The organism is Paenibacillus sp. An7 (assembly GCF_009870785.1).
Taxonomy (GTDB): domain Bacteria; phylum Bacillota; class Bacilli; order Paenibacillales; family Paenibacillaceae; genus Paenibacillus.
Genome location: NZ_WTWX01000030.1, coordinates 1 through 22,981, shown reverse-complemented (window position 1 = coordinate 22,981; position 22,981 = coordinate 1). Strand labels below are relative to the sequence as shown.

Below are 22,981 nucleotides of genomic sequence, written 5' to 3'. Positions count from 1 at the left end.
TAAGCTCCGTGCGGGGTGTAAAGCGAGGGACAGGAACATAGAGCGCCTTATCCGGGGCGCTCTAGTTATCGGACCAAGTAACCCCGCAGCGGTGCGTAGCGGCTCTTAGGTGGCCGATCTTGCCGCCTTAGAGCTGGTAGCATCAGCCCTAATGTCTAAATCTCTTCTATTTGACTCTTTTCACCACTTCGTATTAGCACTTCAGTTGTAACAAGATCGATCCTCTTTGCTAAAGCTAAAAGCCCATTAGGATCTAGATAACTCCTTTTCAATCAAGCTTGGTTTAAACCAAGCACCCAAATAGAAAAAAGGTACCCCGATCATTCAGGTGTACCCGAGTTTTAAAACTAGAATGTTATCTTAAATCGTGTAAATACTTCTTCCAACTACTATTATCTATACAAACTATAACTGAGAGTATTGATTGAACTACACTACAAACCTCACTCAATATACATACAATTCACGTATGTTGTATGTTCCGTCTATCTTAGTCGTTTCAGCTGAATATTTCTCAATTACCTCCGCAGTCAACTATTAAATAGACAAGGATAGGATCTTGTACATATAATAGTTGGATTGGCCAATTTAAGACGGACATATATTAAGATACCTATAGTTTAAAAACATAGAGATCGGATGGAGTGTAGTGATGAGTATATTTGACCTTTTTAGAGTGAAAAAAATTAAGGCAGAGCTTGAAAGTGTTCGGAATAATTATGAAAATTTAAAATTAATTATGACACCCGAACATCAAGAAGCTTTCGATCTGACAACGGAGATTGCAAAACTATCTCAAAAAAAAGATTCGTTATTATCTGAGATACAAAAAAATAATGAACAGCTAGACATATTGAACTCACAATATGAAATCAAATCAAAAGAACTTCTAGATCTAGACGAACAAATTAGTTTAGAATCGTTTGCTCTATACGAGCCCAAGTTTGAATTTGCGAACAGCACTATATTCAAACAAAACCTTGATAATTTAAGAGATGAGCAAAAGTCTATGATCAAGGCGGGTACTGCATGTAAAGGAAACCAGAATTGGACGGTGAACAACAGTAAAGCAGAAGGAAGAAAAATGGTTAATGATATGATTAAGTTGTCGCTAAGATCATTTAATAACGAGTGCGACGTTTGTATTGCAAATGTAAAATTCAACAATATATCAACTTATGAAAAACGAATTAATAAATCATATGAAGCTCTAAATAAGCTAGGAAAAGTAACGCAAGTAAACATTACTGAAGAATATCTGAAGTTAAAACTAACAGAGCTATATCTTGCTTATGAGTATTCTGTAAAGAAACAAGAAGAGAAAGAAGAACAGCGTCAAATCCGCGAACAGATGCGTGAAGAAGCACGACTCCAACGCGAAATTGATGAAGCAAGGAAAACTATTGAAAAAGAGAAACGCCACTATACTAATGCTTTAGAGAAAGCAATGAAGCAGTTGGATCAATGTAAATCAGATGAAGAACGTTTACTGCTTCAAGAAAAAATAGCTGAATTGCAAAACAATCTGCAGGAAATTGAAATAAGCCTTAAAGATGTTGACTATCGGGAAGCAAATCAAAGAGCTGGTTACGTTTATGTGATATCAAATATAGGTTCCTTTGGTGAAGGTGTGTTCAAAATCGGCATGACTCGAAGACTAGATCCTTATGATCGCGTATATGAACTAGGAGATGCCTCAGTACCGTTTAATTTTGATGTACATGCTATGATTTTTTCTGATGATGCTCCCACTTTGGAGGCGACATTACATAGGACGTTTGAAAAGAAGCGGTTAAACTTTGTTAACAAACGCAGAGAGTACTTTAATGTATCAATAGATGAAATTGAGCAGGTAATAAAAAATAATCACGACAAGTCCATTGAATTCATTCGAACAGCTGCAGCAGAAGAGTATCGAGAATCTATTCTATTAAGAAAGCAAGAAGACATTCTAAGCAATAATGAATCGCTTATTTCATGGCAAGAGGTTGCTGCTAGCAAAAATTGAAGCAATATACCAATAACTAATAATAAAAACCCGATTTCATTTAGAAGTCGGGTTATTTGCCTACAGTCTGAAGCACCTTAACGGGTGCTTTAATTTATCTAATACCCAATAACATTGTAACGTGAAAATACATGTATCCAAATACCAAACTGGTTACGATCATGTAAATTATCTGAAATCGTGAACTCTTAAAACTATTGATAAGACTCCACATAAATATGACGCCTACAAGAAAATAAACTATGTTCATATCCAATTGTGACCCTCCGTTTGTTTATTAATGAACAATATAAAACTTTCTCATCTATGTTCCCCCAAACATTATGTAGAACCGACCAGTAGCTACGAAGATGTAATACTACTAGTTAATAATATTAATGTATAGTATAAAATATGGAAATATTAATCTGACTTTAAAGAAGGTTATGCCGGTTCTCTCCTTTCCTTCCTTGATTATGCTTAATAATCCCTTGCATGATGATGAAGCAAAGCGGAATCATGATGCTGCCTTTTTGCATGAGCTGCTTGATGGGAGCGAAGCAACGCGGAGCGGACATGATGCAGCCATGCCATCCCTGATTTCGCATCAAAGCGCCCTTGGTCCTTAGCTCCGTGCGGGGTGTAAAGCGAGGGACAGGAACTTAGAGCGCCTTATCCGGAATGCTTTACACCGGTTAGGCGCTTCTAGTTATCGGCCCAAGTAACCCCGCAGCGGTGCGTAGCGGCTCTTAGGTGGCCGATCTTGCCGCCTTAGAGCTGGTAGCATCAGCCCTAATGTCTTATCTCTTCCTTGAAGTCTTCTTTACTTCGTATCATTACCTCAACTTGATCAGGAGTTATCCCTCCCTGCAGAAGCTAAAGGCCCATCAGGATCCGGATAACTTCTTTTTCATTCAAGCTTGGTTTAAACCAAGCAACCCAAATAGAAAAAAGGTGCCCCCATCATTCAGGTGCACCCGTGTTTTAGCTCATATGTAGTTATAATATCCAGATGTGCCGTACATGCCTATCCAGTGGATTCCATATCTTCGTCGTAATCATCCTCGTCGTAGTCGTAGTCTTCTTCATCGTCATCGTCATCGTCAGGAGGATATTCTATCATTCGATCATCCATTGTTCTCACGTAAATATCAAGAAAATGTTTGTCGACTTCTCTCTTGAACAGTTTGGTTTTATTAAGAGCCTCACACAGCCGATCTATAAAATCTTCGTAGTCTTCTATATCTTTACAATTACATGATAATTTTGATATTTCACTATCCAAGTCTAGCGTTTTCTCATCTATTTCTATTAGCCCATTGCTTCCTGCCCAACCCCTTCCTGAGAACTTTCTTCCCTCAAAATAAAACTCAAATTTTTTTATCATCAGAATGTCCTCCTATACTAAAAATCAATAGTAGAGTCATAACATATCCTTTTCATACAAGCCCTTAGGTACTACTATAAAATAATTACATTAATGATATATTATACCATTATATTATAAATCAACAGCGCTGCTAGAAGTTGAAATCATGTAAGATAAATAAAATAAACCCGACTTCTAAAAGCGAAATCGGATTTTTACTATAAGCAAACTATACATGTAGAAATAAATTACCGATCAATCTTCCCAAACATCATCCATAAGCTTCTTAATTTGCTTCTCACGATCCTTTGTTTCCGTATGATCTGGCTTCCATACTCCCTCTACCAAAGTAACAACATCCCCCACACTCACAGAAGCATCAACAGCGGACATAGGAACATCATGTGTCTGTCCATCGATTTCAATTACCGCAAAGTCACCTTCAAACCGATCAACGATTCCCCTCATAGCACCTGCCTCCTTCTTATCTTTCACAAGCTATACCGTCTTTATCTCGATCTAGCTTCGTGCTATAACCCGGATCTCCTTCGTAAAGCGGTGCCTTCCCAGCTTCTCTTACTTCCGTACAGTTCTTATAATAAACACTTGTGTTTGTTTCCGTCTTTGTTACTGAAGTGTCTTTACTACTCGTCGTTGCTGCGGGTTCCTTTTTAGTTGAAGTGGTATCTGATTTTTGACTGTTTGTTTCTTTATCTTTCGCAGCTGCAGTATACTTCCATTCACTAACAGATGGCTTAATGGTAGTTCCATCTGACGTAAAGACAATCGTTCCCTGCAGATCATTACGATAAATTTTCACATTTTTATTATGAAGTCTCTTTAAAATGTTATCCGTAGGATGGCCATAACTATTGTCACCTACTTGAATGACAGCATACGTAGGATTAACCGCATTTAAAAACGCCTGGCTGGTCGATGAATTGGATCCATGGTGGCCTACAAGCAGCACATCTGCTTTTAAATTCACACCGCTATTTATCATATCGCTTTCGCTTCCAGACTCCGCATCTCCTGTAAATAGAAACGAGTTTTTGCTAAATGTGAGCTTAATAACTGCGCTCATTTCATTTTTATCATCAACCGTTTTAACGGGAGCAACCATTTTTATATCAAGCTGATCATCTAAGTCGATCGTTACTCCTGCTTTTGCTGTCGTAACCTTAAGACCTTTATTTTGAATTGAGGTAAGTAAGGATTCAAATGTTTTTGTGTTGGAAGAAACTTTTGGCATGTAGATCTTTCCGATATCAAAAGCATCTACGACGGCATCAAGTCCTCCAACATGGTCCGCATCGGGATGCGTTCCAATGAGAACATCGACTTTTTTTACACCTTGTTTTTTCAGATAGCTAACCATACGCTGCTCATCATCATTATTACCCCCATCGATAAGCATCGTTTTACCACCTGGTGTTTGTATGAGCTGAGCAGCACCTTGCCCTACATCTATGTAATGAACGGTTAGTTTACCTGTAGGGGTAGCTGTGGAAGGTTTGACTGCTTGTGTAGTTGTTTCCTCTTTTTTTTCTTCATCTTTTATCGTTTCATCTTTCGTTGTTTCAGTCTCTGATGAATCTTTATCTGAAGATGTACTACTAGCAGAGTTGTTAACGTCCTCACTTACTGCTGGATCTGTTGTCTGTGCAGTATTGCTGCTGTTTTCCACTGGTGCCCCTGGTGTAGCTGCTGTTGATCCGCATCCACTAAGGATAAGAAACACTAAACACGTTAGTAAAACAAAGTAACTGTTCTTTCTAAAAATTGCCGCAAATTTCTTCATACTAATCCCCCATACTTAAGTTACTTGCACCTGTCATTATTCTATACATCACAAGAAAAGGTAAGTTAAAAATTGACATGGCCGCTTATAAGTGATTTTGCAACGCTAACCCGCAATATAAAATAGACCCTTCAACATGAGAAAAGTCTATTACTAATCAATCTACTTATTTTTCGCAGGCTATACCGTCTTTGTCTCTATCACTTTTTTTATTGGCTTCATATAGAGCTTTAGAAACATGAGGTTTATATTTCGTTTTTCCACCTTTATTTTTGGTTGATGATGAACGAGCTACGCCGCCTTTATACACCTTATTCAGCTCTGTGCAATTTTTATATGTAACTACTTTTTCTTTTGCTTCTGCCACATCAGTTGATCCTATCGTTGGTCCAAGAATAAGCCCAAATGATAAAACAGCCACAAATACCTTCTTGATATTAATACTAACACTTCCTTTCTACAGTATAGACTATAACTCTATTATCCTTTTTCTTCAATATATTGGATATTATTCAGCTAAAACTATAACGAAGAGTATGGATTGAACTCCCCTACAAACCTTACTCATCTCTATACTCAGAAATGACCTCAATGATATGTACTTTATTTGTAATATGAGGTTGGCAAAATTACAAATTCATGTTCCCCGTTATCGAAGTTCACCCCCCAGGGCCTCTGTTCCAATCATTATTTTCGTTTTGAATGTATTCAATTAGTTCAGTAATGATATGCGATACAGCATCTTCTTTTGGAATACGAATTGCTTTACTGATTTTTTCAATATCTTCCTGATACAAATCAATAATTTTAAGCATTGCCTCTGGTTCTCCTTGTTTGGCCTCTTGAAGCAATTTTAAAAATTCACTGTCTGTGATAACTGCTGAAACATCTTTTTCTTCCATTTGTTCACCGCCTGCTGACTCATATTTAATTGTAAAGCCACTTCTTTTTCTGTCATATCCTCGATGTAAAGTTTGTAGAGAATAGTTCCACCTTGCTTTGGCAACCTCCACAGAAGATCCTTAATCAGGATTTCGTTATCCCAATTCTCCGTACAGTAACGCTGATCAAGAGTGCCATCAAATAATGATATCTCGTGTTTTCGTTGTTTTTTGTTGTGATATTGTAGCCGCCATCCGATTCGATAGATTTCACTTCGAAACCGCTCAACCATAAAACTTTGCTTTTCCACTGTACATCTCCCCTTCTGCAGATATGCTATTATTAGGAGCATTTTAGACGACTGTTCTCAGTATTTACCGAACATATGTTCTATATTTTACCATGATAAAACATATTTTACCATGAGCGACTCGAAAAACTAGGTATAAATTTTCGGCCCCCCATGTTCTCAGCTTTAATAAACATTTATGGCTTAATTAAAAAAAGAGCAGCTGGGTAAGTGACCCGCTGCTCTTTTTTTAATTTAAAATGCTGGCTGCTTTAATCCGCCCAATATTACTTTGTTTGCTCCATTTCATCTTCTGGATAAACGTCCTCATAGTCTTTTATTAAACTCTTATCTCCTATAAAAAAGGATTCGACAGTAGGAAGTCCTTCAATCGTTTGTTCTACGCCATTACTTACGGAACCTCCGTCTGACCTGTTACCTATATTTCCATTATGAATCTCTTTCTCGGAATCAAGTTCTCTTATCCTGTTTCCTTTGTCATCCACATAAAAGAACTTATCGACACTTGTGCCATAGGCATAATCTTTGTTAGACACCTTAAGGATACCGTCTTCTCCAATCGGAAAGGTATATATGCCATCTTCCTTCTTAATTTCAGGATATGTTGATTGGTCATATATAATATGAATCCACCCAACATAACCATCTGGAATAAGATATTGATTCTTTCCACTCGCCTGATTACATCCTGAAGCGACTAAAACAAAACATATCGTCATTAAAATAAAAAATATTTTTTTCAAAACATCATCCCCATCTGGTTGTTAAAAGCCGTTTTAAAACTCCCCTATATATGAAGGGCTCATTAATAGAGTAACTTCAAATACTGATCCTGCTTATCGTAGGAAAAAACGGAGGTGCCTTATATGGCTATTTCATTTGCTGTTCGTATTGTTACATTTATTTCATCAGACTGGTTCGACTCACCACTCCTGATACCTGGCAACGAGACTTACAGAGAAGAATTTAAAGGTGATAATCGTACGTTCTCTAAAGACCCGAATGCATCATATCGTACTGCTCATCAGGTCAACGTCACTTTTACTAATGACGGAGCGAGCTGGAAACCCTACCGTAAAACAGGAATCACGGAACTGAGAACCACAAACTATAAAACTGGAAATGTTATCACCCAAAGAAAACAAGCTAGTGCAGAAGGTCTAACAACCGTAGAAGATTCTTCTTCCATTCGCGGAGCAAGTACTGATTGGTATAGATTTCTTTGTGAAGGAGACGCTGCTAATCCTCTGATGCCTGGTTCTCCAGCGATAAACTATCAGTTTTATGTTTATGTCAGCAAAGCTGGACAAATCCGCTTAGAGGGTATGCACGATGGATTCCCGAGTTATGAAGTCTATGCTTCGGTTAACGGGGGTACGTGGCAAAACATTTACCTGTTTACAGAGAAAAGCCTTACAAATCTAGGTCCCCCTATGGATATTAAAGGCGTCTCCGTTACAAGAAATATCATCTAAATAACAAGGAACAATAGGATACATGATAAGCTTACCCCTTATCGTGTGTCCTTTTTTATTATCTACTTTATCATGGCTAGCCTAGACTTATATTTTCTTACTAAGGTCTCCTTCTTCAGAATATTTTAACAGTTTTGCTACCCAAATATCCATAGGAGAAAGGTACTTATTAGAATACGTATTATTAAGTGAATACATACTTTCCACCTCTATTTTATCTATGATAATAGAAAAAGACCCTACCCAAATTAACGGTTAAGGTTATATTAAGTCATAAGTAAACTATAAATATTGAAATAAATTATCAATCAATATTCCAAAATATTTAACACAAACTATAACGAAGAGTTGTACTGATTGAACTCCCTACAAACCTTACTCATCTCTACACGCTTAACTGGATATACCATGAGATTACAATTAAAAAAGCCGCTAAAAAAAAGCGACCCTTCGCGTTCTAACATCAATCTCTATACTCAGAAACGACCTCAATGATATGTACTTTATTTGTAATATGAGGTTGGCAAAATTACAAACTCATGTTCACCGTTATCAAAGTTCTTGAGACTAATCATAATCTTTTTAACATCCGTTACGTTAACTTCTAATGATGTTACTTTTCCCGGTTCTACAGAGATATTCCCTAAACTTCTATCATCAATTAAATCTTCGAACACAGTTATTTCGACCGTTTCTTTTGGTGCAAATAAATCTAGATGCAAAGTTTGATATTTCTTATCCGGCGTTGAGTAATCATGAGCAAAAGCAGAAAATTTTGTATACAGCACTTCTTTGTATTCTTTACCCTCAATGTTTGTATGACTCTTATTTCTTGTATTACTGAAGTAATCATAATCAAAACTTACTTGTTGGAACGGTGTCTTTACGCCCTTCTCCCCGATATTAATCTTTCCAGTCTTCGAATCCACAGTAATGTTCGTTTTCGTCGCTTCCTTTACTACACCGACCGGCAAGTATGTAGTACCGTTAATTACAACTGGCTTTGCAGTCGTTTTAGCGGTCCAGTTTTTCCCGTTAAGTGTGTACTTAAGATTCGAAACCGTTGCCTTAACCGTTTGCGTGTTGGCTGCGAAAGCCACCGAACTACCCAGTAATAAAAATGCGGATAGCAAAACAGTTATTCTTTTCAATTCCATCTTTCTTACGGTCTCCTTTTATGTATTATTTTTACATCTATTAAAAATATCGGTTAACTTCACGATATAATTAACAAGAACTGTAAAAATAATTAAACAAGGAAAGTGTACACAAACTTCACAAAAGGAGCACGATGATTTTGCGAAACAAACGTTTTATGAAGCCGCTAACTGCGGATGTACAGTTGTACACGGCGAAGATGGACGCTAAGCCCATCGTTATATTCATTGATCAGGAACTCGTTGGAAGAGGTGTGATCGAGAGAATTACTGAAGATAGCATAAAGGTGAAAGGCGAATATTTTATGCGCGGAGTTTGCGAGTTTAAATGCGAAGGATAGCTAAGATTTGAGCACTTACTTTGAAATACTTACAGTAGTTAGCCTTAGATAGTGAAATTTAATATCTTGTAACTCAATACTTAAATCATAAGATGCATCAATAGCAATATATAATGCAATCATACTTGCTAATACAAGTACTATTGCACTATCTTTAAGTGTTTTTCTGTTTTTCTTATAAAGTATAAACGCAATTATTACAACAATAAAAAAGTATGATAACGATATAATTAGTTTTGAAAGTATAAATTTACCTTCGCCTACAGCCATAATAAAATTTTCTAAATCATCTTTATTAACGATACTTTCTTCCATCGTGGTTATATTTCCTTTGTAACCTACCTTCCATGAGAATGACTTTTCATCTTGGGTTACGGTGTACTCATAGCCCATAACTTTATCATCGACAATAATTCCTGAATTTCCTCGTTCTTCTTCAAGTTGGGTACAAGCTGATAATACTAGAACGAAACTAAATAACACAATCGTAATATATTTTTTTATACTAATCCTCCCCTTTAACTAAACGTAATATCGCTATTATTCTTTAACAGAGCCTAGAAAAAAGTATTTTACTGTATCTACATCAAACCACTTTATAAGTATATATAGTAAATTCAACAGATTCACTGCTTCATCCTCCCAGTTTGCATAAGTAAGGGAGCAGCTGCCAACTGGCCTCCGCATTCAACTCCGTCACACAAATAGCGTCCCTCCTTGTTATTTGCCTTGAATGCATGCCGGCAATGACATGCGTATCTCTCCTTATGGGCTATGCCCTATTAATGGCTTGCCTTATTTTGAAATTGGGTTACTGCCCAGTACATTATCTAGGCATCTGCATAGGATGACGTATAACCCACTGGGAGGTATTAAAATTGAATAACTATCAACCGAATCAAATGCATTACATGCCCCAAATGCCCCAATCCATCGTGGTATACCCTGTTGATGCGTACGTCGTAGAAACTCTAAAGAGCGTAATTGGAAAACAAGTTCTACTCGAGACTACCCGTGGTGGGATCAGTGGATGTATCGCTGATGTCAAACCAGACCATGTTGTTTTAGATGTTAGAGGGAGAAATTTCTTTGTCCGGATCTGTGAGATCGTGTGGATAATGCCAGAATAATTACCTAACTCAAAGAGCTGTTAAATCAGCTCTTTTTTGCATTTATGATTTAGTAAGATCCAACTGTTTAGTTGCAGCGTTTGCGTTAAATGCGACATAAAACCTCCACTTATCTTGCTCAACTAAACTGCCCAGTACTTAAAGAAAAAGCAACCGGTCTATTGATCGGTTGCTTACTTTTTCTAGTTAAACTATCGTTTTCCCGTTAGTTGAACGAACAAAGCAACCGATCTCATTGATTTGTTGCTCTTTACAATTATTTAATTTAACTATCATTTAACTATTCAAGCGTAATGCCAAAGAGACAGTACAGAGCTTCATAGCTTCTATTCTACCTCTTTCATTCAATCTGTTTTAGTTGCCTTCCTCGATCGGATATAAAAAAATCATATATCTTACTTATAAACACTAATTAGTTTCATTTCACCTTAAAAAGCAACATCAGATATTTCCACTGTAATATCACCTGTGAATTTTCTTCCATCAGATGTTAATACGACAATCCTATGAAGCCCTGCAGGAACACCTGTAAAACTCCATGTATCAGATTTACCAGTTGCTAAACTATAAGTTCTAACGTTACCATGCTCTTCGATTTGAACCTTTACTGAAGTCGCTGTAGTATTGTAACCGAAAATCTATCGTAAAAGACTTCTTATTCAGAAGTCTTTTTGTTATCAAAATATTAATTTCCATAAATAGAAAAATTAATATTGAATTATTTTCATTACCTTGTTAATGTTATATAGTTAATATTTGCAAATGTGATATACAGCTAGAATCGCTAGAAGGAAATTAAATGTTGTCTAAAATGACAAAGGGGCAAGTTAGGACTGATAGCAGCTATGGGTATTTAAGGAAGCTTCACTAAGAAGATACTATGTGAGATCTCTTCAAGCCAATATGTGAACTTCTGATCACATGGAACCTACTAGAACAATTGATGGTAAGTTTGGTTCAGGAAGTACAGAAACACTATGATTACACCGTAACTGGTGTGAACGTGAGCGTTGGATATACTCTTTATTACAAGAGTAACCACAGTGCTGTTGTTTCAACAGACTGTATATACATATTAATTAATTATTAGAGGAGACAAATTTAATGAATAAAAAAGTAATATTATCAGGAGTAATTTGTACCGCTGTTCTTGTTGGAAGTTTTACATACATGTACCAAGCGAATGCACAATCTTTCGATCAAAGCACAAATCTGGTAAACGAATCTGAAGTGGCGCAATATGATACCTCTTTAGACGCTTCATTTGAATTCGTTGAATCAAATGCAATCAAAAACAATCTTCCTTTGAATTTAGCTGAGAGCAACGAACTATCTAAGTTCAGTAAATCAGAAAACAAAAATCCAATTGTTGAATTGTTCTTTCAGAACACGCAAGATTGGGGAACAGATGTTGCTCAAAGAGTGGATTATAAACTTGAAAGTAATTCAATCATCTCTGTCCATCAATCTGAGTATGCACCACAAACAAGTGTTCAAAACACTGTAGATTACTTCATGAACATTGAAGTTTATGATCCAGCACATCTTTCAACTCAAGAAATCAATGGCTTCAAAGCAGTTGTTTCTGACGAGCCACAAAGAAAAATGGTACATGTGATGGGCGATGACTTTGTATACACAATTGCTACTGTGTATCCAGATGTTGAACTTAATTATTTGTTAGACATTGCTCAACTAATCCAAGAATAGTTTGTCTACAGTCTGAAACCTTGATTTAATATCAAGGTTTTTTATTGTGTAAAATGAGTGTTTCTTTGTTATCTTTTTTGAACATCTACAAATTTATAAAAAAAGAGCATACTTATTTCATCTGTTTTTATAATTAAAAATTCTGTACTATTATTAAACTAACCTGCCAAGTAGGTTAAAGAAAAAGCAACCGGTCTATTGATCGGTTGCTTACTTTTTCTAATTAAACTATCGTTTTCCCGTTAGTTGAATGGACTTCAGGTTGGTTTCATTAACCTTTTAATAAATTTAAAAACGCCAGATGGTAAATATTCAAGTTTAGCTGTAAAATATGATCCCAGAGCTTCTAAACTTAATTGTTCTATGTGAAAAGTATTTTGGATTTGTAAGCAGCTAAAAAGAACGGAAGGTTGATATCATGGAAAAGCTGATCATTGAACCTGGAAAATCTATTGGTGAATTTAAACTAGGTATGTCAAAATCACACGCAGATCGAATATTAGAAACGTTTCCTTCATTTGTTTTACTTTAATATGACACAAATGACCTTGTGAATTTCATTGAAATACCATACGGTGCAACAGATTTTTTTGAATGTGAAATTATAAAGTTAAATGATATGGAGAATATTAATCCTTTCCAGACACAAGCAGATCGCTTGATAGAAATAATTGATAATGAATCAAAATTTGATAGGAACGATCCAGAAGTGGGATATACCTATCGTTTTCATGAACTCGGACTTGCCTTTTGGCGTCCAAACATATTAACAGAAGATGATTTGAATAGTGAGCGTTTTTTATCATTGAGTAAGGATATTCAAGAAGATGAACTCAAAAGCTTATATTTTGAGTCGATCTCGGTTTATCCACTTTCCTCCACAGAATAAAGAATCCCCTTGTTAATGCCTTCAAATAGTAGACAAAATGCAGCCGAATTTTACTGTTCGGATGCATTTATTTTCTTAAGATATTGATACTAATGCCTTTACTTTTGATTAAAAAGATCTAGGTGCCATCCATTAATATGCTACATTATATAACCTAACCACCCACTAGGACGTAGTATCTCTCCTAAATAAATTAAATCGACATGTTACTTTTCATTCTTCCCATAGACTGATTTAAAATGATTGAATCGATGGTTGAATAGTTGCTTTAATCTGCCGGTTTGCACAACAAAAAGGAAGTAGCTGCCAACTGCTAGCTGCTCCCTGCTGTTCAACGTTTTTCCGTTAGTTGAAACGAAGATAAGAGTATTGTTTAGTCCATTATAGTCAGCTTCTGTAAATTCATATTAGCTCACAAAAAACACAGTTAACGGGATATCTTACTGACATAAATAACTTTCTATATTTTTATGTAATAATATTCTAAATATTGCTAGTTTTATTATACTTTTATTAGAAGCGATTTGTTAATATATATTAATTGATTTTAGATAAAGGAGAATTTTTTTGAAGAAAATAATGATGATTGGTGGCGGAGTTGTTCTAGGGCTTTTAATTCTTGTAATTGGTTTTGTGTTCTATGTTTTTTACCTTCTTAACACTCCACCGAAGAGTGATCCAGAGATTGTTGCCTATACTGAGGAAAAGGTTAAAGATTACTTAATTGAGGAGAAAGGGTATTCGGAGAGTGATATTTTAAGTGTTAATTCAAAAAGAAAACCAAAGGATAAAGATAAAACAGCAATTGGATATCAAGTTTTAGTTGTATTCTCAGATGAACCCGATACTATTTATTATTATGAAATAGTTGATGAAGATGAAAATAAAATTGAACAACTTGGAATTACTGGAACAGATATTAAGCATAAAAATTTTCCATAAAATATTAGATTGTATAATGTATAATTTTCCATTATCTATTACTTATACATAAACAGATACAAAGAATGTAGAGCACAAGTGGGTATGAAATAGTGCAACTGTTATAAGAGCAGCAAATAGTGTATTTGTCGCCCTAGCGCTTTCTTCTCTTAGCCGGAAGGATTGTGCTTTTTTCTTTTTTTGACTGTACTAGTGGCAGAGGTAATAAAGTAGATCTAACACTATAACTTTACTAGCTCATGATACATATCATTAAATAGCAGATAATGATAAATTAATTCAATTCACTAATATTATAAGGATGTTGCCATGACTGGTAGCGTCTTTTATTTAATAGTCCTATGTTTAATAGCTTTTCCAGTACTGTATCCAAATTATCTGATTTCATCTTCGTCATCTATCTCATAATTTGTGATAAAAAATCCATTCGCTACAACATCGAACAATTGTTAAGCATCCACTATATATTTCTCAGATCAATATTGAATCTTTGCTCTCTTTAAGAGTTATATCATTTAATAGACGGATAAATTACGAAGGTTTCAAAATATAATTTATCTGCTCGCTCTTCTTTCTCATCTTCTGGTAAGTTCTCTACATCCTTCGAGTACAATTCAATACTTCTCCACAATCTTAGACCTAGCTCAGGAAAATCATATTGACACCCTTCGCTATAAAAATTATTAATAGCGTATGGAGAAATTTCATTTAATTTTGGAATTAAGTCTTCCACTTTTGTCTGAAATAAATCGATATTGTACCCTTCTAAGACTGCTGCAATCGTTCTATCGTTTGAAATTTCAAGTTCAGTTAAACTTGAATTCGTATAGCTGGTTGTAAGAACCGAAAAAGAATATTCTAAATCGTTTAAAATATGATTAATTTCCGTTTCAGGCATACCTAATTTCAGTGGTCCAACATATTCTCCAGGCTTAATTGTAACATTATGCATTTTCTAAAAAACTCCTTTACTTTGTTCTAATCCCAGGCAACTATACCAAGGTAATCTTCTAACACTAAAATCGTGAGAAGTAGCTCGTTAAAATATTTGTTGTATAGAATATTAATGGCATTTCACTTTATCTCATAGCCAATAGAAGCTTCCTCTTTCTTATCATAACCATGCCAAGAGGATATACCCAGATGTGATTTATGCTCATTAGTTCTTCTTACATGACATTAAAGAATTAATAGATATGAAGCGAGATTCTGTAAAGATCATTCGAAATGTAGGCCAGTGCTATACAGGCAATCAATAAATATATCTTGTAGTGCTTCTGACTCTTAAAAATCTGAACAAAACAAATGAAGAAGACTATACATAAAACAGAAAAAATTGTATCAGTTCCTATAAACCCCAACATGTACCTTGACACTCCATCCATAAATATTTTAATAGCTTTGCTCTTTAAATAATACTAGAGAAGTATATCACGTCATCGTCACACTTATTAGTTATAATTTACCAATATTAATAAAATTTCTATAATGACTCTTTAGTAATAGGGGATAATATTAACAAACACGCATTCATCCACAAAACATCTAGGTTATACTTTCATAGTAACCTATTTAAAATACCCGCCATTTTGTCTCATGTATCCGCTTTTTATGTAAACAATATTCAGGCTAAGTATACTACACAGCTGACACACATTTATTGAACTATACTGCCGGTTAGCTTAATAGTGTAAAAACAGTAACTCGTCATCTTCTGTATTGAAAAGATGACGAGTCGCATTTTGTCTACTCCATATTCTCAAGCTAGAAAGAACCTTGAAGTGATATCCAAGGTTCTCTGTTAAGTTTGCAACATTAAATTATCTGTCCTAAAACCGCAACGATCCCTAAAGTAGAAATAAATTATCGATTAATCTTCCCAAACATCATCCATAAGCTTCTTAATTTTCTTCTCTCGTTGCTCTGTTTCCGTATGACTAGACTTCCATACTCCCTCCACCAAAGTAACGACGTCCCCCACTTTGACAGAAACCTCAACAATTGACTTAGAAACATCTTGTGTCTGTCCGTCTATTTCAATTACTGCATAGTCGCCTTCAAACCGATCAACGATTCCTTTCATTCAATGACCTCCTTCTTATTTCTCGCAAGCTATACCGTCTTTATCTCTATCTAGTTTCGTGCTATAACCTGGATCACCTTCATAAAGCGGCGCCTTTCCTGCTTCTCTTACTTCGGTACAGTTTTTGTAGTATACATTTGTATTTGCTTCTGTTTTTGTTTCAGTCTTTGTTTCTGTTTTTGTCGAGCTTGTAGTGTTTGTATTTGTTGAAGATTCGTTTTTAGTTGATGTGGTGTCTGAATTTTGACTGCTGGCTTCTTTTTTAGCTGTTGAAGTATATTTCCATTCACTAACTGATGGCTTGATATTGGTTCCGTCAGAAGTGAAAATGATTGTTCCCTGCAAATCGTTACGATAAATCTTCACATTCTTATTCTGAAGTCTCTTTAAAATGTTATCCGTCGGATGGCCATAACTATTGTCTCCTACTTGAATGACAGCATACGTAGGATTAACGGCATTTAGGAACGACTGGCTGGTCGATGAATTTGATCCATGATGACCTACAAGCAGTACATCTGATTTTAAATTCGTACCGTTATTTATCATATCGCTTTCACTACCGGACTCCACATCTCCCGTGAATAAGAAAGAGTTCTTGTTAAAAGTAAGCTTAACAACTGCACTCATATCATTCTTGTCATCATAGCTTTTAACTGGAGCAATCATTTTGATATTAAGCTGATCGTCTAAATCAATAGTTATTCCTGCTTTAGCTGTCGTAACTTTTAGGTTCTTATTCTTAATTGAAGTAAGCAAAGATTCATATGTTTTCGTATTAGAAGAAACTTTTGGCATATAGATCTTTCCAATATCAAAAGCATCTACTACTGCATCTAACCCACCAATATGGTCAGCGTCAGGATGTGTTCCAATGAGAACATCTACCTTCTTTATACCTTGTTTTTTCAAGTAGCTAACCATAAGTTGCTCATCATCATTATTTCCCCCATCGATAAGCAGTGTTTTACCGCTTGGTGTTTGTATGAGCTGAGACGCTCCTTGCCCTACATCTATGTAGTGTACGGTTAGTTTACCTTTAGGAGTGGTTGTAGAAGGTTTAGTTACTTGTATAGTTGTTTCAACTTTTGTCGTTTCAGTCTTAGATGAATCTTTCTCTGAAGAGGTGCTCTGTTCCTTATTGTTATCGTTATTGTTTGTTGCTTTATCTGTTGTCTGTGGAATGGCATCACTATTGTCTACCGGTGTTATCGTTGTAGATCTGCATCCACTAATGATAAAAAAAACTAAACAAACTGTTAAAACGATAAAACTATTTTTCCTTAATATTGCTGTAAAGCTTTTCATGACAATCCCCCATACTTTAATTAAATCGGAACATTTTAATTATTATATATATTGTGAAAAAATTAAGTTAAAAATTTACATGGTTAACTCACAATAGCTATACAAAAAATCTTAAAAGTACAATGTAAAATAGACCCTTCAACACTGGAAGAGTCTTAGAATCTAATTTTGTATTACTTATCGTTCACAAGCTATAAAATCTTTATCTCTGTCGCTTTTCTTATTGGCATCATAGAGTTCTTTTGAAACATAAGGTTTATACTTCGTTTTCCCACCTTTATTTTTAACTGAAGCTGAACGTGCTACGCCGCCTTTATACACCTTGTTTAATTCCTTACAATTCTTATATGTAACTACTTTCTCTTTTGCTTCTACTACGCCAGTTGATCCTATCGTTGGTCCAAGAATAAGCCCAAGAGATAAAACAGCCACAAATACCTTTTTGATATTAATAGTAACACTTCCTTTCTACAGTATAGACTATAACTCTATTATCCTTATTCTTCAATATATTGGATATTATTCAGCGAAAAACTATAACGAGAGTAATGATTGATCTACCCTACAAACCTTACTCACCTCTACACGCTTAACTGGTTATACCATGAGATTACAATTAAAAAAGCCGCTAAAAAAGCGACCTTACGCGTTACTAAACAAATCCCTAACTCAGAAACGACCTCAATGATATGTACTTTATTTGTAATATGAGGTTGGCAAAATCACAAATTCATGTTCTCCGTTATCGAAGTTCTTGAGGCTATCATAATCTTTTTAACATCCGTTACGTTAACTTCTAATGATGTTACCTTTCCCGGTTCGACAGAGACATTCCCTAAACTTCTATCATCAATTAAATCTTCAAACACAGTTACTTCGACCGTTTCTTTTGGTGAAAATAGATCTAGATGCAAAGTTTGATATTTCTTATCCGGTGTTGAGTAATCATGAGCAAAAGCAGAAAATTTTGTATACAGCACTACTTTGTATTCTTTGCCCTCGATGTTTGTATGACTCTTATTTCTTGTATTACTGAAGTCATCATAATTAAAACTTACTTGTTGGAACGGTGTCTTTACGCCCTTCTCCCCGATATTAATCTTCCCAGTCTTCAAATCCTCGGTAATGTTCGTTTTCGTGGCTTCCTTTACTACACCGACCGGCAAGTATGTCGTACCGTCAATTACAACTGGCTTTGCAGTCGTTTTAGCGGTCCAGTTTTTCCCGTTAAGGGTATACTTGAGATTCGAAACCGTCGCCTTGACAGTTTGCGTGTCACCGAACTACCCAACAATAAGAATGAAGATAGCAAAACAGTTACTCTTTTCAATTCCATCTTTCTTATGGTCTCCTTTTATGTATTATTTTTGCATATATTAAAAATATCGATTAACATCACGATATAATTAATAAGAACTGTAAAAATGATTAAACGGGGATAGTTTAATGTGTAACTAATCCCATAAACTTCATAAAAAGGAGCATGATGATTTTGCGAAACAAACGTTTTATGAAGCGGCTAACTGCGGATGTCCAGTTATACACGGCGAAGATGGACGCTAAACCCATCGTTATATTCATTGATCAGGAACTCGTTGGAAGAGGTGTGATCGAGAGGATTACTGAGGATAGCATAAAAGTGAAGGGCGAATATTTTATGCGGGGGGTTTGCGAGTTTAAATGCGAAGGATACTAAGATTTGAGGTACTTACTCTGAAATACTTACTACTTGATACTAATATCTTGAACGGAAACCTAGATATTCTCCTTAGCTAGTCCAACAAACGACTGATTTCAAATTTCTGACACCTCACCAATTACATTAACAAATATGTAATTAATTTTAATTCTCTAAATGCTAAAAACATTATGTACTTTAGCTTTAACACTTCCCCGTCAACCTTAGACCGTTTTGCCAGATATCAACTATTTCAGCAACTCCAATTACCCTTCTGTCTTCGTATTATTCATATAATTGGACATTAACAGGTATTCTTTGTTGAATGGATATTACAAGCGCATGTTCAACGAAAGCCTCTTATGTTCTGGTAACATTATGCGGTTCGATTCTCAGAACATGTTGTCTCCTGGTGTGAGTTTGTTTCCTTTCATCCTGATCACCTCAGCATTTATTATAATGCGCACACCAGTTTCTATCATAGGTATTCTTTCCAGAATGAAATCTTATAGCATGCAAAAAAGCTGGCCACTCAAGCCAGCTTTAATAGTTTTTCTGTGAATCTTACAAACACCGGATCACGAAGCTTCCCTGCTCTGGTCCAGTTACCCATCTTAACTTGTGCACGAATAATTGGTTCCAAGTAACAAAATCTTTATTCTCGCCGTTCTTCAGCTTATCGCAAATATAATAAAGTTCTTGTTTATTTTGCGGTGAAACACCAAATCGGATCAGTCCAGCATATGTGACTTTGCCTTGCGGCTGCCGAATACCTGCTAATCATCCGAACTCTGGCTTTACAATAGTACATGCTTATATTATCAATGTAAGAACTGTTTAAACGATGTCAGCCTGATGAACTATGACCATAAGTGCTACTAAAACGATTGGCATTTATTTCCTCCACTCAATTAGACCAGTTCTCCTTAATAATTCAAGTCCATCTTTTTCATTAATTATTGAAAATAACATAAGCTTATGAATGTTGTAACTTTATCACTTAGTTAGTTCTGAATAAATAAAACAAGGCTGCCTTTATAAAGGCAGCCTTGTTAGCCAAAATACTAGATCACTTCTCTCAATATAGCCCAGATAACTATAAAAATTATACCGATGTAGAAAAAGCCTGAGTACAGCTTTTTAAAGTGTCTATACTTTTCCTTAAAACTACTCACTACTAGAAACAATACTGACAATAGTAGAAAAATAATCCCGGATATTCTTAAAAGTTCAGTCAATATCTGCAAAACAATCATTCCTTAATAAAGATTTTATTGGTTAGTTTGAGGAATTATCAATAGAAAACTCTATTATTACCTCTCTTTCCACCAAATCTAGGTTCTACATAGTCAATACCCCATGCCAATAAATGACCTACTGACCATCCCTTGTCCGTTGCTCCCAAAACTACGTTCATTATTGACACCGTATTCGAAAGTACTTTAACAACTGTTGATTTATTTTTATATTTTTTTTGTTGCTCTCTTAGAACCCTAGTCATTTGAGATTTATACTTTTTAGCTACCTTTGATCCCTGTTTAAGTATAGTATTCATTCTAACTTTTAGAATCAATGCAATTGCAACATTAATAATAGTAGCAAATAAATTAAATGTAATACCTTTCCATGTAAAATGACCACTAGGATCTGCGTTCATTACTGGATTGTTCAAGCCATACGCGTATTGGTTATGAGTGAGGGGATAGTTAGTGTCCCCTTGAACTGTATCGCGTGTAATAAATACGCCTAGTCCTGAATCATAATAACGAGCATTCAGGTAATAAAGGTTAATACTGTCGTCATAATGATAACTTCTATATCTGTAAGGATTAATTTTTGCAATTTCAGTATCACTTATTGAGTTAATGTTACCCCAGGCATCATACGTGTATTCAGCAACACTTTCTCCTTCTTCGTTTGTTAGTGATACCACATCATTTTGACCGTTAAAATTATAGTAATAAATCTCATTCTTGTAAGTAAGACTCATGGGACGCCCCGATTCATCCCAAGTGAATTCTGCTATTAAATTATTGTTTTCATCAGTTTGATATAATACTTCATTTGATAATCCATTATAATAATATTGTCTAGTCCCATTTAAATCAATTGTCTTTATCCTTCTGCCTAAGTCATCGTAAAAAGCCTGAAAAATAACATTTCCGTTTGCAGTCGCCACTTTAGATAAACGATTATCGAAATCATAATGATAACTATAGTTGCCATTCTCTAAAAGATTACCGTTAGAGTCATAGTTAAAAGTTTGACCATTAGATTCAACTATTTGATTTGACTCATTGTATGAATAAGAAACGTTAGAGGTTTTTCCTTCTTTGATTATTTCTTTATTAGTTCGATTTCCTCTGGCATCATACGTGTAATTATATATCGTTCCATCAGTTAATTTTTCTGACTTTAGTTGATCCTTTTCATCATATTGATACTCAGTCTTACCTTTTTTCGATTGAACCTTTTCAATATTACCTCGATCATCATAACTGTAGTTATATTCATCAATAATCTCATCATTTGGTGAAATAATTTTTAGAACAGTTACTCTATTACCAATATCATATAATGTTTTAATTGAAGTTCCATTTGAATACATTATATCGGTTATATTGTCCATAATATCTGTCTTAAAAGAAACAATTTCCCTATTATTATTCAGTATCTGTTTAAGATTATGACTATCCGTTTCATAAACATACCTATGATCATTTGTAACTTCGCCAACATTATAATTAATTGTTTCCAGCAGACTATCAGAAGTGTAAGTGTATTGAGTCTTATTATTATTTATAAGTGTTTCTTTAATAAGACCATTATCATAAAAGGTTTGTTCTTTACTGAACTCCCCCATTACTTTGATCAAATTACCTACATCGTCATACTCAAATGTTCTAATGTTTTTACCATCAACTGATACAGCTACCAAATTGTTCATTTCATCATACTTATTTCTTACAGAGTATTCTTCAGGATATTTGGTTTCAACCAGGTTCCCAATTTCATCGTAAATGTAAGTCGTTGTGTCTCCAGTCTCAGTTACTTCTTTAGTTTTTTGATTTAAACCGTTATACTCAAAAATTTTACTGGAATTATCAGAATTAACTATCGTAATAAGGTTACTGTTACCATCATAAATATATTGTGTTTTGTTTCTAAGCGGGTCAATTACTTGAATTAGATTATTAAGAAGGTCATAACTAAACTCATATACATTTCCTTCTGCATCTTTTGAGCTCAACTTGTTTCCTTTATTATCAAAAGTTGTTTCGGTGACTATTCCATTAGGATCAGATTCCTTCTTCATATAGTTACCATTTGCTTCATAAAGATATTCTGTGATAGCTCCATTTGGCGAAACAGTTTTTATCAAGTTTCCATAAGCATCATAACTGTGTTCTGTAACTTCTTTATCTGGGAAGATAACCTTCTCTAGAGATCCCTTACTATTATATATATATTCGGTAGTAAGACCAGAGGGTTCAATTAGAAATTCAAGTGAATTCTTATTATTGTATTTATAGGTTGTAACATTTCCTTCCTCATCCACTTCTTTGATAACGTTCCCCATCTTATCATACTCTACGGTATAAATTTTTCCTTCTTCATTAGTAATAGTTAGAGGGTTATAATTATCATCAAACTTCATAATTGATATATTTCCAGCGGCATCAGTTATCTCTGTAGGAACATAATTCGAATCTAATTTATATAAAGTAGTGTTCCCCAATTCGTTGGTAACTGAAGCAGTTCTTTTCACCAGATCATACTCATAGTCTGTACTTTGACGCGAAGTATCATCTTTTAAGTTGGTAGAACTAGGTTCTTGAACTTTAACAAGAAGATTATTATCGTATATGCTAAACATGATTGATAAGGGAAATGGTAAAAAGGTTGTCTATTCGCTGTA

Annotated in this window: 23 protein-coding genes and 1 pseudogene; 9 read left to right on the top strand and 15 right to left on the bottom strand. The window is 35.0% G+C overall.

The window, feature by feature from the left end; genetic code table 11:
- The first annotated feature begins 652 nt into the window (after positions 1–652).
- Both GQY27_RS19725 and GQY27_RS19720 read left to right on the top strand, forming a co-directional pair.
- The gene (locus GQY27_RS19725) at positions 653–2,008 is read left to right on the top strand and encodes an SNIPE associated domain-containing protein (protein ID WP_160036968.1); all 1,356 of its coding nucleotides are present in this window, start codon (positions 653–655) and stop codon (positions 2,006–2,008) included.
- Between the two features lie 425 nt (positions 2,009–2,433).
- Positions 2,434–2,616, top strand: a complete 183-nt coding sequence (locus GQY27_RS19720) for a hypothetical protein (protein WP_160036967.1) — start codon at positions 2,434–2,436, stop codon at positions 2,614–2,616.
- A gap of 398 nt (positions 2,617–3,014) precedes the next feature.
- Here GQY27_RS19720 and GQY27_RS19715 read toward each other — a convergent pair whose 3' ends face one another.
- From GQY27_RS19715 to GQY27_RS19685, 7 genes are all read right to left on the bottom strand, one after another.
- On the bottom strand, positions 3,015–3,374 hold the full coding sequence (locus GQY27_RS19715; RefSeq protein WP_160036966.1) for a hypothetical protein: 360 nt from the start codon (positions 3,372–3,374) through the stop codon (positions 3,015–3,017).
- 237 nt (positions 3,375–3,611) lie between these two features.
- Positions 3,612–3,824 carry a DUF3006 domain-containing protein gene (locus tag GQY27_RS19710; protein WP_160036965.1) on the bottom strand — a complete coding sequence of 71 codons (213 nt, stop codon included), beginning with the start codon at positions 3,822–3,824 and terminating at the stop codon, positions 3,612–3,614.
- Positions 3,825–3,840: 16 nt separating this feature from the next.
- Positions 3,841–5,157, bottom strand: a complete 1,317-nt coding sequence (locus GQY27_RS19705; protein ID WP_160036964.1) for an MBL fold metallo-hydrolase — start codon at positions 5,155–5,157, stop codon at positions 3,841–3,843.
- Positions 5,158–5,323: 166 nt separating this feature from the next.
- On the bottom strand, positions 5,324–5,593 hold the full coding sequence (locus GQY27_RS19700; RefSeq protein ID WP_160036973.1) for an excalibur calcium-binding domain-containing protein: 270 nt from the start codon (positions 5,591–5,593) through the stop codon (positions 5,324–5,326).
- Between the two features lie 223 nt (positions 5,594–5,816).
- Positions 5,817–6,059, bottom strand: coding sequence for a helix-turn-helix domain-containing protein (locus GQY27_RS19695; RefSeq protein WP_160036963.1), 243 nt, complete (start codon positions 6,057–6,059; stop codon positions 5,817–5,819).
- Positions 6,011–6,349 (bottom strand): sigma-70 family RNA polymerase sigma factor, encoded by a 339-nt coding sequence (locus GQY27_RS19690; RefSeq protein WP_160036962.1) that lies wholly within the window; start codon positions 6,347–6,349, stop codon positions 6,011–6,013. The genes GQY27_RS19695 and GQY27_RS19690 overlap by 49 nt, the downstream gene beginning before the upstream one ends.
- Positions 6,350–6,615: 266 nt before the next feature.
- Entirely contained in the window at positions 6,616–7,092 is a 477-nt protein-coding gene (locus GQY27_RS19685; RefSeq protein ID WP_160036961.1) for a DUF6843 domain-containing protein, read from the bottom strand.
- 123 nt (positions 7,093–7,215) lie between these two features.
- Between GQY27_RS19685 and GQY27_RS19680 the strand changes: the two genes are divergently transcribed.
- Positions 7,216–7,824 (top strand): DUF3238 domain-containing protein, encoded by a 609-nt coding sequence (locus GQY27_RS19680; RefSeq protein ID WP_160036960.1) that lies wholly within the window; start codon positions 7,216–7,218, stop codon positions 7,822–7,824.
- Positions 7,825–8,327: 503 nt separating this feature from the next.
- Here the strand turns inward: GQY27_RS19680 and GQY27_RS19675 are convergent.
- Positions 8,328–8,981 carry a stalk domain-containing protein gene (locus GQY27_RS19675; RefSeq protein WP_160036959.1) on the bottom strand — a complete coding sequence of 218 codons (654 nt, stop codon included), beginning with the start codon at positions 8,979–8,981 and terminating at the stop codon, positions 8,328–8,330.
- A 140-nt stretch (positions 8,982–9,121) separates the two neighbouring features.
- On the opposite strand from GQY27_RS19675, the gene GQY27_RS19670 reads away from it, so the two are divergent.
- Positions 9,122–9,322 carry a hypothetical protein gene (locus GQY27_RS19670; protein ID WP_236570669.1) on the top strand — a complete coding sequence of 67 codons (201 nt, stop codon included), beginning with the start codon at positions 9,122–9,124 and terminating at the stop codon, positions 9,320–9,322.
- Positions 9,323–9,337: 15 nt separating this feature from the next.
- Here the strand turns inward: GQY27_RS19670 and GQY27_RS19665 are convergent, their stop codons facing one another.
- Positions 9,338–9,805 (bottom strand): hypothetical protein, encoded by a 468-nt coding sequence (locus GQY27_RS19665; protein ID WP_160036958.1) that lies wholly within the window; start codon positions 9,803–9,805, stop codon positions 9,338–9,340.
- 419 nt (positions 9,806–10,224) lie between these two features.
- On the opposite strand from GQY27_RS19665, the gene GQY27_RS19660 reads away from it, so the two are divergent.
- The 4 genes from GQY27_RS19660 to GQY27_RS19645 all read left to right on the top strand — a co-directional run bounded on the left by GQY27_RS19660 (position 10,225) and on the right by GQY27_RS19645 (position 13,993).
- On the top strand, positions 10,225–10,452 hold the full coding sequence (locus tag GQY27_RS19660; RefSeq protein WP_160036971.1) for a DUF2642 domain-containing protein: 228 nt from the start codon (positions 10,225–10,227) through the stop codon (positions 10,450–10,452).
- A gap of 1,104 nt (positions 10,453–11,556) precedes the next feature.
- Positions 11,557–12,162: a hypothetical protein gene (locus GQY27_RS19655; RefSeq protein ID WP_160036957.1), complete on the top strand. Its 606-nt coding sequence runs from the start codon at positions 11,557–11,559 to the stop codon at positions 12,160–12,162.
- 550 nt (positions 12,163–12,712) lie between these two features.
- A complete protein-coding gene (locus GQY27_RS19650; protein ID WP_160036956.1) occupies positions 12,713–13,051 on the top strand; it encodes a hypothetical protein in 339 nt (112 codons plus the stop codon).
- Between the two features lie 567 nt (positions 13,052–13,618).
- Positions 13,619–13,993 (top strand): EGFR-like transmembrane domain-containing protein, encoded by a 375-nt coding sequence (locus GQY27_RS19645; RefSeq protein ID WP_160036955.1) that lies wholly within the window; start codon positions 13,619–13,621, stop codon positions 13,991–13,993.
- 511 nt (positions 13,994–14,504) lie between these two features.
- On the opposite strand, the gene GQY27_RS19640 is transcribed toward GQY27_RS19645, so the two are convergent.
- The 5 genes and pseudogenes from GQY27_RS19640 to GQY27_RS19620 form a co-directional block, all read right to left on the bottom strand.
- On the bottom strand, positions 14,505–14,945 hold the full coding sequence (locus tag GQY27_RS19640) for a hypothetical protein (RefSeq protein ID WP_160036954.1): 441 nt from the start codon (positions 14,943–14,945) through the stop codon (positions 14,505–14,507).
- Between the two features lie 918 nt (positions 14,946–15,863).
- On the bottom strand, positions 15,864–16,076 hold the full coding sequence (locus GQY27_RS19635; protein WP_160036953.1) for a DUF3006 domain-containing protein: 213 nt from the start codon (positions 16,074–16,076) through the stop codon (positions 15,864–15,866).
- Between the two features lie 15 nt (positions 16,077–16,091).
- Positions 16,092–17,384: an MBL fold metallo-hydrolase gene (locus GQY27_RS19630; RefSeq protein ID WP_160036952.1), complete on the bottom strand. Its 1,293-nt coding sequence runs from the start codon at positions 17,382–17,384 to the stop codon at positions 16,092–16,094.
- A 177-nt stretch (positions 17,385–17,561) separates the two neighbouring features.
- On the bottom strand, positions 17,562–17,831 hold the full coding sequence (locus tag GQY27_RS19625; protein ID WP_160036970.1) for an excalibur calcium-binding domain-containing protein: 270 nt from the start codon (positions 17,829–17,831) through the stop codon (positions 17,562–17,564).
- Between the two features lie 275 nt (positions 17,832–18,106).
- Positions 18,107–18,646: pseudogene (locus GQY27_RS19620) on the bottom strand (hypothetical protein); the annotation flags it as partial.
- 230 nt (positions 18,647–18,876) lie between these two features.
- On the opposite strand from GQY27_RS19620, the gene GQY27_RS19615 reads away from it, so the two are divergent.
- Complete coding sequence (locus GQY27_RS19615; RefSeq protein WP_236570668.1) at positions 18,877–19,080, top strand: hypothetical protein; 204 nt, start codon at positions 18,877–18,879, stop codon at positions 19,078–19,080.
- 1,276 nt (positions 19,081–20,356) lie between these two features.
- Here the strand turns inward: GQY27_RS19615 and GQY27_RS19610 are convergent.
- Complete coding sequence (locus GQY27_RS19610; RefSeq protein WP_527250288.1) at positions 20,357–22,939, bottom strand: RHS repeat-associated core domain-containing protein; 2,583 nt, start codon at positions 22,937–22,939, stop codon at positions 20,357–20,359.
- Between the last annotated feature and the right edge of the window lie 42 nt (positions 22,940–22,981).